The organism is Streptomyces triticirhizae, assembly GCF_003696235.1.
In the GTDB taxonomy this organism is placed as follows: Bacteria; Actinomycetota; Actinomycetes; order Streptomycetales; family Streptomycetaceae; genus Streptomyces; species Streptomyces triticirhizae.
The window spans coordinates 1-7628 of the sequence record NZ_RFFJ01000246.1 but is presented as its reverse complement, the minus strand read 5'-3'; the positions used below and the strand labels follow the sequence as shown (position 1 = coordinate 7628).

Below are 7628 nucleotides of genomic sequence, written 5' to 3'. Positions count from 1 at the left end.
ATGAGGGCCTTCTCAAGGTCGGTGCAGATGTCGCAATCCACACCGAACCCAGAAGGCCCTCCCCCATTCAAGACCCCTAACCGAGACCTACATCACCGTCCACAACCTCCCCGGACAGAACACCTAGGCGGCGAGGCGCGCCCGGGCGGGGCGCGCCCGGGCGGGTGGGGGCGCGGGGAACTGCGCGGGTGATGTGGTGCGGTCTGAGGGCGACAGCGGAGCTGGTGGGGGCAGCTGCGCTGTCGAGTGCGGGTACATGGCGGGTTACTCGCGCAGTTCCCCGCGCCCCTCACCACCGGCGGGCGCTCCCGAGCGCAGGTGAGCCTGACCGCCGGTGGGCGGGCGTTACTCCGGCGCGGGCCCCCCGGGGGCCCGCGCCTCCGTCAGGTGACGGAACGCGTCCAGGTTGCGCGTGGACTCGCCGCGCGCCGTGCGCCACGCGTGTTCGCGCCGGATCGCGGAGGCGAACCCCAGCTCCAGCAGCGTGTTGAACGAACCGTCCGCGTTCTCCAACACCACCCCCAGCAGCCGGTCGACCTCCTCGGCGGTGATCGCGGCGAGCGGCAGCCGGCCCGTCAGATAGACGTCGCCGAGCCGGTCCACGGCGTAGGCCACGCCGTAGAGGCGGGTGTTGCGCTCCAGCAGCCAGCGGTAGACCGCCTCGTGGTTCTCGTCAGGGCGGCGCACCACGAACGCGTTGACGGACAGGGCGTGCCGGCCGACCACCAGCGAGCAGGTGGTGGAGAGCTTGCGCGTGCCGGGCAGGGACACGACGTAGTGGCCGCGTTCCGGGCTCTCCCACTCGGCGCCGGCCTCGTTCAGCGCCCCCTCGATGGCGCGGACACAGCGTGCGGACGGGTCGTCGGGAGCGGATGCGGGAACGTCAGCCATGTGCCGATCGTAGGTCGGGGTGGGCGAAGCGCTGCTCCTCGCGGGCCGCGCGGTAGACGTCGAGCGTCTCCCGCGCGGTGGAGCCCCAGCCGAAGCCGGCCGCGTGCCGGTGCGCGGCCTCGCCCAGCCGTTCGGGGAGCGCGGGATGGTCGCAGAACCGGCGCAGCGCCACGGCGAAGTCGGCCGGGTCGTGCCCGTCGATCAGATAGCCCGTCTCGCCCTCCCGCACCACCACCGGCAGCCCGCCGACGGCGGCGGCGACCACCGGGGTGCCGCACGCCTGCGCCTCGGCGGCGACCAGGCCGAACGACTCGCTGTACGAGGGCATCACCAGGGCGCTCGCCGCGCGGTACCAGTCGGCGAGCCGCTCCTGGGCCACCGGCGGCCGGAACCACACCAGGTCGGCGATGCCGAGCCGCACCGCGAGCTTCTGCATCCGCTCGGGCCTGGCCAGTCCCGAGCCGCTCGGCCCGCCGACGATCGGCACCACCAGCCGGTCGCGCAGCGTGGGGTCGGCGTCCACCAGCTCGCGCACGGCGTGCAGCAGGATGTCCGGCCCCTTCAGCGGCTGGATGCGGCCGGCGAACAGCAGCACCACGCTCTCGGCCGGCAGCCCGAGGCGGCGGCGGGCGGCGCGGCGGCCGTCGGCGGGGCGGAAGACGTCGAGGTTCACGCCGGGGTGCACCACGGTGGTGCGCGCCGGGTCGGCGTCGTAGTAGCGGACCAACTGGCCGGCCTCCTCGGCCGTGTTGGCGATCAGCCGGTCGGCCGCGCGCACGATCTGGGTCTCCCCGATCACCCGCGCCGCCGGCTCCGGGGTGTCGCCGGTGGCCAGCGCCGCGTTCTTCACCTTGGCCATGGTGTGCATCGCGTGGACCAACGGCACTCCCCAGCGCTCGGCGGCCAGCCAGCCGACGTGCCCGGAGAGCCAGTAGTGCGAGTGCACCAGGCAGAAGTACCCGGGCGCCCTGGCGGCCCACACCTGGGTCACCCCGTGGGTGAACGCGCAGAGCTGTGCGGGCAGTTCCTCCTTGCTCAGCCCCTCGTAGGGGCCGGCGTCGATGTGCCGCACCAGCACGCCGGGCGCCAGCTCCACGCACGGGTCGAGGCCGCCGGCGGTGGCGCGGGTGAAGATCTCCACCTCGGTGCCGAGCGCGGCCAGCTGGCGGGCCAGCTCCACGATGTAGACGTTCATCCCGCCCGCGTCGCCGGTGCCCGGCTGGTGGAGCGGCGAGGTGTGCACACTGAACATCGCGACCCGGCGGATGTGTGGCACGACGGCTCCTCAACGACGGCTGGGCGGGCTCCCCGGTACAACCGGCGGAACGGCGCACCTGTTCCCATTGTGCGGGGGTTACGCTCCACCGCATGGCGGAGGGGTTTGTGACCAGGGGAACCACCCGTCCCAACCGGCTGCGCCGGATGGACCGCTGGATCGCCGCGACCCAGGGTCCGGCGCTGCGGCGGACGGCCGGCGCGCCGCTCGCCGTGGACCTGGGCTTCGGCGCGGCGCCCTGGACCGCCGTCGAACTGCTGCACAGGCTGCGCCGGGTGCGGCCCGACGTCCGGGTGACCGGCGTGGAGATCGACCAGGAACGCGTCGCGGCGGCCCTCCCCTGGGCCGAGCCCGGCCTCGCCTTCACCCACGGCGGGTTCGAGCTGCCGCTCCCGAACGGAGAACGGCCGCTGCTGGTCAGGGCGGCCAACGTGCTGCGGCAGTACGACGAGGAGCGGGTGGCCGGCGCGTGGGCCACGCTGTGCGCCCGGCTGGCGCCGGAGGGGCTGCTGGTGGAGGGGACCTGCGACGAGATCGGGCGCCGCCAGGTCTGGGTGGCGCTCGGTCCCGAGGGGCCGCGCACGGTCACCTTCGCGGCCCGGCTGGCCTCCCTGGGCCGGCCGTCCGACCTGGCGGAACGGCTGCCGAAGGCGTTGATCCACCGCAACGTTCCGGGCGAGCCGGTGCACGCGTTCCTCCGCGACTTCGACCGGGCGTGGGCATCGGCCGCCGGGTACGCGCCGCTGGGCGCGCGGCAGCGGTGGCTGCACGCGGTGGCGGCGCTGCGCGCCGACTGGCCGGTGACGGACGGGCCGCGCCGCTGGCGCGAGGGCGAGGTGACGGTGGCGTGGCGGGCGTTGGCCCCCGCCGGCTGACGGGGAGCCCGGGCCGGTTCCTCGGAACGGCCGGGCCCGCGCCGCCTCCTCGACGCCGCCGGAGCGCACCGCATGAGAACCATCCCCGCCGGCGCCGCCTGCGCGATGCCGCTCGTCGACACCTCGACGGCGGTCTCCACCACCATCGCCGACGATCCCGTCTTCGCCGGCCAGGCCATCCGCTACGCGCTGGCCGCCGATCCTCCTCGCCGTCGTGCGCCACCAACGCCTGCCCGCCGCGCGCCTGACCGCATGTGACGTCCTGCCGGTGACCGCGCCGGCCGCCACCGGGCTGGTCGGGTTCGACGTCCTCCTCGTCGAGGCCACCCGGCACGCCGGGCCGGCCATGGTCGCGGCGGTGGTCAGCGCCGTCCCGCTCGTGCTCGCCCTGTTGGGCCGTTGATGGAACGCCGACGCCCGCAGCCCCGCACCGTCGGCGCCGCGCCCGTGGTGGCGCTCGGCGGGCGTGCGCGAGTCGACTGAACGGGCGGCGCCCAGCCGTCAGTTGACATGGGCGGCGATGGCGCGGGCGCAGTCCAGGGCCTCGGCCTCGGTGGTGTCCACCCGCACGTCGTAGGTCACGCCCCGGTGGACGGCCTCCGCCTGGCCGGCCGCCATGCCGGGGGCCCGGTCGCCCCGGGCCAGTTCCCGCCCCGCCGCGACCTCGGCGGAGCAGTGGACGCCGACCCACAGCACGTCGAGCCCGGCCAGGGCCTCGCGCCAACGGCCCTGCGACGTCGGGCCGCCCAGGAAGACGTCGTCCACGACGATCCGCGCGCCGGCGTGCGCCATGGCGGCCACGCCCCGGCGCCAGGCCGCCTCCAGCGCGTCGAACGTGGCGCCGACCGCGACCCCGCCGTCCTCGGCGAAGGCGATCCCCGCCTCCGACGCCCGCAGCCGCGCCGGCAGCGCGTCGACCAGCGTGTCCACGCTCAGCGACAGCCAGGGCTCGGGCAACACCGCCTGGAGGCAGCGGGCGATGCCCGACTTCCCCGAGCTGGAACCGCCGTTGAGCACGATCACCCGCGTCGCCATGCCGGCCACGATAGCCGAAGGGGGCCGGGGCCCCCTTCGGCAAAGGGCCCGATGCGGCCGGCGGACGCGCCCCCGGTGACGGCCCAGACGAGGAGCGCGCAGAGGGCGAAGCCGGCGCCGAGCGTGCTGGACCCCGCCCCCCCCTGCGGCGGAGTACACGGCGGTGGTGGTGGTCGCTCCGACGGCGGAGCCGAGGGAGTAGAACAGCATGTAACCGCCGATGACGCTGCTCGTCCGCGACGCGATGGACGGCGCGCGGGCGTTCACCGACTTCCAGCAACGCACCGGAATCGCGCGCGACATCCTCACCGACCGCCTGCGACGCCTGGTCGAACGGGGAATCCTCGACCGGCGGACGGCCCCCTCGGGGAAACGACAGAACTATGTCCTCACGGAGGCGGGCCGAGACCTCTTCGCCGTCATCGTGGCCGCGCGTCAGTGGGGCGAACGACACGCCTTCGCGCCGGACGAGGCGCACTCCCTCCTCGTGGACGGGAACGGCCGCCCCCTCCCGGAGCCGCGCCCGACCGACGCGCGCGGCGAACCCGTGGACGTCGACACCACGTCGGTGCTGCGCGGCGAGCACTGAGAGCGCACCCCCGGGGGCCCCAACGCCCCGGCCACGGGCCGGCGGCCCGAACGGTCCCGTTCCCCCACGCCGGCGAAGCGGAACGGCCCGCGCGGGATGGCGTCCCGTGGAGTGGGGTAGCCAGACGGTCCGCAGCGCTCCGCCAGCACCGTCACGGAGAACGCCGGTCGGCTCACTGCCCGGCTGCCCGCGCAGCGCCCCCGCCGGCGCGCGCAGCGCGCTCGGCGCTCCGCGAAGCCCAGCGGCTAGCGCCCCAGCGCCGCGCGGGCCTCGTCGAGAAGGAGCCGGTCCTGGAGGTGGGTCAGCCGGGCCGCCGCCTCCCCGGCCGGGAGCCAACGCAGCGCGTCCACCTCGGAGTTGGGCGTGAAGCGCCCGCCCGTGGCGCGCGCCAGCCAGTAGTCGACCCGCTTGAGCCCGCCCGGCGCCGGATACCGCTGGGTGGACAGCGGCGGCCCCAGCTCGCAGCGCATCCCCGTCTCCTCCAGCACCTCGCGGCGGGCCGCCGCGTCGGCCGTCTCGCCCGGGTCCAGCTTCCCCTTGGGGTGCGACCAGTCGTCGTAGCGCGGCCGGTGCACCAGCGCCACCTCGACCCCGCCGCCGCCCGCGACGGGACGCCACAGCACGCAGCCGGCCGCCCGGATCACCACCGGGGCGGGCTCACCGTTCCGCTGCGGCTCACCGTTCCGCTGTGGCTCAACCTCCCGTGCCACGCCGCTTCCTCCGGGCCTCGATCAACGTCTCCTGGACCCGCCGCAGCGGGTTCCCCTCGGCGTCCCTCGCGTGCCGTTCCCAGCGGCCCTCCGAGTCCAGGTGCCAGGACTCGGTCCGGTCCGAGGTGCCGGTGGCCAGCAGCCGCGTCAACGTGGAGCGGTGCGCCGGGTCGGCGACCCTGACCAGCACCTCGATCCGCCGGTCCAGGTTGCGGTGCATCAGGTCGGCGCTGCCCAGCCACACCTCCGGGTCGCCGGCGTTGGCGAACGCGTAGACCCGGGAGTGCTCCAGGAACCGGCCCAGCACGCTGCGCACCCGGATGTTCTCCGAGAGCCCAGGGACTCCGGGCCGCAGGGCGCAGATGCCGCGCACCCACACGTCGACCGGGACGCCGGCCTGGGAGGCGCGGTAGAGGGCGTCGATCACGGCCTCGTCCACGATGGAGTTGGCCTTGAACCTGACCCAGGCGGGCCGGCCGGCCCGGTGGTTCTCGATCTCGCGGCCGATCCGGGAGACCAGGCCCTCGCGCAGCGAGCGCGGGGCGACCAGCAGGCGGCGGTAGTTGTCGCGGCGGGAGTAGCCGGAGAGCCGGTTGAACAGGTCGGACAGGTCGGCGCCCACGTCCTGGTCGGCGGTGAGCAGGCCGAGGTCCTCGTAGACCCTCGCCGTCTTGGGGTGGTAGTTCCCGGTGCCGACGTGGGCGTAGCGGCGCAGTTCCTCGCCCTCCTGGCGGACGACGAGGGAGAGCTTGCAGTGCGTCTTCAGCCCGACCAGCCCGTAGACGACGTGGCAGCCGGACTCCTCCAGCTTGCGCGCCCACTTGATGTTGGCGTGCTCGTCGAAGCGGGCCTTGATCTCCACCAACACCAGGACCTGCTTGCCGGACTCGGCCGCGTCGATCAGGGCGTCCACGATGGGCGAGTCGCCCGAGGTGCGGTAGAGGGTCTGCTTGATCGCCAGCACGTCGGGGTCGGCGGCGGCCTGTTCCAGGAACGCCTGGACCGAGGTGGAGAACGAGTCGTACGGGTGGTGGAGCAGCACGTCGCGGGTGCGGAGCGCGGCGAAGACGTCCGGCGGCGAGGCGGACTCGACCTCGGCCAGGTCGCGGTGGGTGCCGGCGACGAACTTGGGGTACTTCAGCTCGGGACGGTCGAGTTCGGCGATCGAGCCGAGCCCGGTCAGGTCCAGCGGACCCGGCACCGCGATGACCTCCTCGCGGCGGATCTTCAGCTCGCGGACCAGCAGGTCCAGCACCTCGGAGTCGATGGACTCCTCGACCTCGAGCCGGACCGGCGGCCCGAAGCGGCGGCGCAGCAGCTCCTTCTCCAGCGCCTGGAGGAGGTTCTCCGCGTCGTCCTCCTCGACCTCCAGGTCCTCGTTGCGGGTGACCCGGAAGACGTGGTGGGCGAGCACCTCCATCCCGGGGAACAGCTCCTCCAGATGGGCGGCGATCACGTCCTCGACGGGAACGTAGCGCTGCGGCGAGACCTCAAGGAAGCGGGACAGCAGCGGCGGGACCTTGACGCGGGCGAAGTGGCGGTGGCCGCTGGCGGGGTTGCGGACGACGACCGCGAGGTTGAGCGAGAGCCCGGATATGTAGGGGAACGGGTGCGCCGGATCGACCGCCAGCGGGGTCAGCACCGGGAAGATGCGCTTGCGGAAGAAGGAGAAGAGCGCGGTCTGCTCGTGCTCCGCGAGGTCGGGCCAGCGCAGCAGGTGGATGCCCTGCTCGGCCAGGAGCGGGTTGACCTCGCGCTGGTAGCAGGTGGCCTGCCGGGCGAGCTGCTCCCTGGCCAGCGCCCACGTGTCCTCCAGCACCTCGCGGGGCGGGCGGCCGGTGAGGGAACGGGTCGCGACGCCGGTGGCGATCCGACGCTTGAGCCCGGCGACCCGCACCATGAAGAACTCGTCGAGGTTGCTGGCGAAGATCGCCAGGAAGTTGGCCCGCTCCAGGAGCGGGGTGCTCGGGTCCTCGGCCAGCTCCAACACCCGCTCGTTGAACGCCAGCCAGGACCGTTCCCGATCGAGGAAACGGTCCTGCGGGAGCGGGGGCAGCGCCGCGTTCTCGGCGGTGGACTCGGCGGTGGACTCCGACACGGCCTCGCGCCCCGACAGCTCGGCGTCGAGCGCGGAGGGCGACTCGCCGTCGGCGAGTTCGCCCAGCTCGCCCAGGCCGTTGGGGCCGCCGGTGCCCGCCGGGTCGTGCGGCCCGGCGGGCGGGGCGCCCGGGCCGGGGCCTGGCGCGGCCACG

Annotated in this window: 9 protein-coding genes; 4 read left to right on the top strand and 5 right to left on the bottom strand. The window is 74.6% G+C overall.

Translation table 11 applies throughout. The features are described 5' to 3' along the window. Positions 1–345 precede the first annotated feature (345 nt). Entirely contained in the window at positions 346–891 is a 546-nt protein-coding gene (locus EBN88_RS26985; protein ID WP_122399657.1) for a type III secretion system chaperone family protein, read from the bottom strand. Then, positions 884–2143: a D-inositol-3-phosphate glycosyltransferase gene (gene mshA, locus EBN88_RS26980; protein WP_122399656.1), complete on the bottom strand. Its 1260-nt coding sequence runs from the start codon at positions 2141–2143 to the stop codon at positions 884–886. The genes EBN88_RS26985 and mshA overlap by 8 nt, the downstream gene beginning before the upstream one ends. A gap of 116 nt (positions 2144–2259) precedes the next feature. Between mshA and EBN88_RS26975 the strand changes: the two genes are divergently transcribed. The 3 genes from EBN88_RS26975 (at position 2260) to EBN88_RS32490 (ending at position 3445) form a co-directional block, all read left to right on the top strand. Next, a complete protein-coding gene (locus EBN88_RS26975) occupies positions 2260–3042 on the top strand; it encodes a class I SAM-dependent methyltransferase (RefSeq protein WP_122399655.1) in 783 nt (260 codons plus the stop codon). Positions 3043–3114: 72 nt separating this feature from the next. Next, a complete protein-coding gene (locus EBN88_RS30285) occupies positions 3115–3300 on the top strand; it encodes a hypothetical protein (protein WP_147472865.1) in 186 nt (61 codons plus the stop codon). A 10-nt stretch (positions 3301–3310) separates the two neighbouring features. Then, positions 3311–3445 (top strand): hypothetical protein, encoded by a 135-nt coding sequence (locus tag EBN88_RS32490; protein WP_267902609.1) that lies wholly within the window; start codon positions 3311–3313, stop codon positions 3443–3445. Positions 3446–3543: 98 nt separating this feature from the next. Here the strand turns inward: EBN88_RS32490 and cpt are convergent, their stop codons facing one another. After that, positions 3544–4077 (bottom strand): chloramphenicol phosphotransferase CPT, encoded by a 534-nt coding sequence (gene cpt, locus EBN88_RS26965; RefSeq protein ID WP_199742500.1) that lies wholly within the window; start codon positions 4075–4077, stop codon positions 3544–3546. Between the two features lie 220 nt (positions 4078–4297). On the opposite strand from cpt, the gene EBN88_RS26955 reads away from it, so the two are divergent. Further along, positions 4298–4666, top strand: a complete 369-nt coding sequence (locus tag EBN88_RS26955; protein WP_122399653.1) for a winged helix-turn-helix transcriptional regulator — start codon at positions 4298–4300, stop codon at positions 4664–4666. Between the two features lie 245 nt (positions 4667–4911). On the opposite strand, the gene EBN88_RS26950 is transcribed toward EBN88_RS26955, so the two are convergent. Continuing rightward, on the bottom strand, positions 4912–5310 hold the full coding sequence (locus EBN88_RS26950) for an NUDIX hydrolase (protein ID WP_122399659.1): 399 nt from the start codon (positions 5308–5310) through the stop codon (positions 4912–4914). A 49-nt stretch (positions 5311–5359) separates the two neighbouring features. Then, positions 5360–7549 carry an RNA degradosome polyphosphate kinase gene (locus EBN88_RS26945; protein ID WP_122399658.1) on the bottom strand — a complete coding sequence of 730 codons (2190 nt, stop codon included), beginning with the start codon at positions 7547–7549 and terminating at the stop codon, positions 5360–5362. Positions 7550–7628: the final 79 nt, after the last annotated feature.

Bases quoted from the DNA above. Each gene is read 5' to 3' on its own strand.
- EBN88_RS26985 (WP_122399657.1), bottom strand. From the start codon at position 891: ATGGCTGACGTTCCCGCATCCGCTCCCGACGACCCGTCCGCACGCTGT.
- EBN88_RS30285 (WP_147472865.1), top strand. From the start codon at position 3,115: ATGAGAACCATCCCCGCCGGCGCCGCCTGCGCGATGCCGCTCGTCGAC.
- EBN88_RS26955 (WP_122399653.1), top strand. From the start codon at position 4,298: ATGACGCTGCTCGTCCGCGACGCGATGGACGGCGCGCGGGCGTTCACC.
- EBN88_RS26975 (WP_122399655.1), top strand. From the start codon at position 2,260: ATGGCGGAGGGGTTTGTGACCAGGGGAACCACCCGTCCCAACCGGCTG.
- mshA (WP_122399656.1), bottom strand. From the start codon at position 2,143: ATGTTCAGTGTGCACACCTCGCCGCTCCACCAGCCGGGCACCGGCGAC.
- cpt (WP_199742500.1), bottom strand. From the start codon at position 4,077: ATGGCGACGCGGGTGATCGTGCTCAACGGCGGTTCCAGCTCGGGGAAG.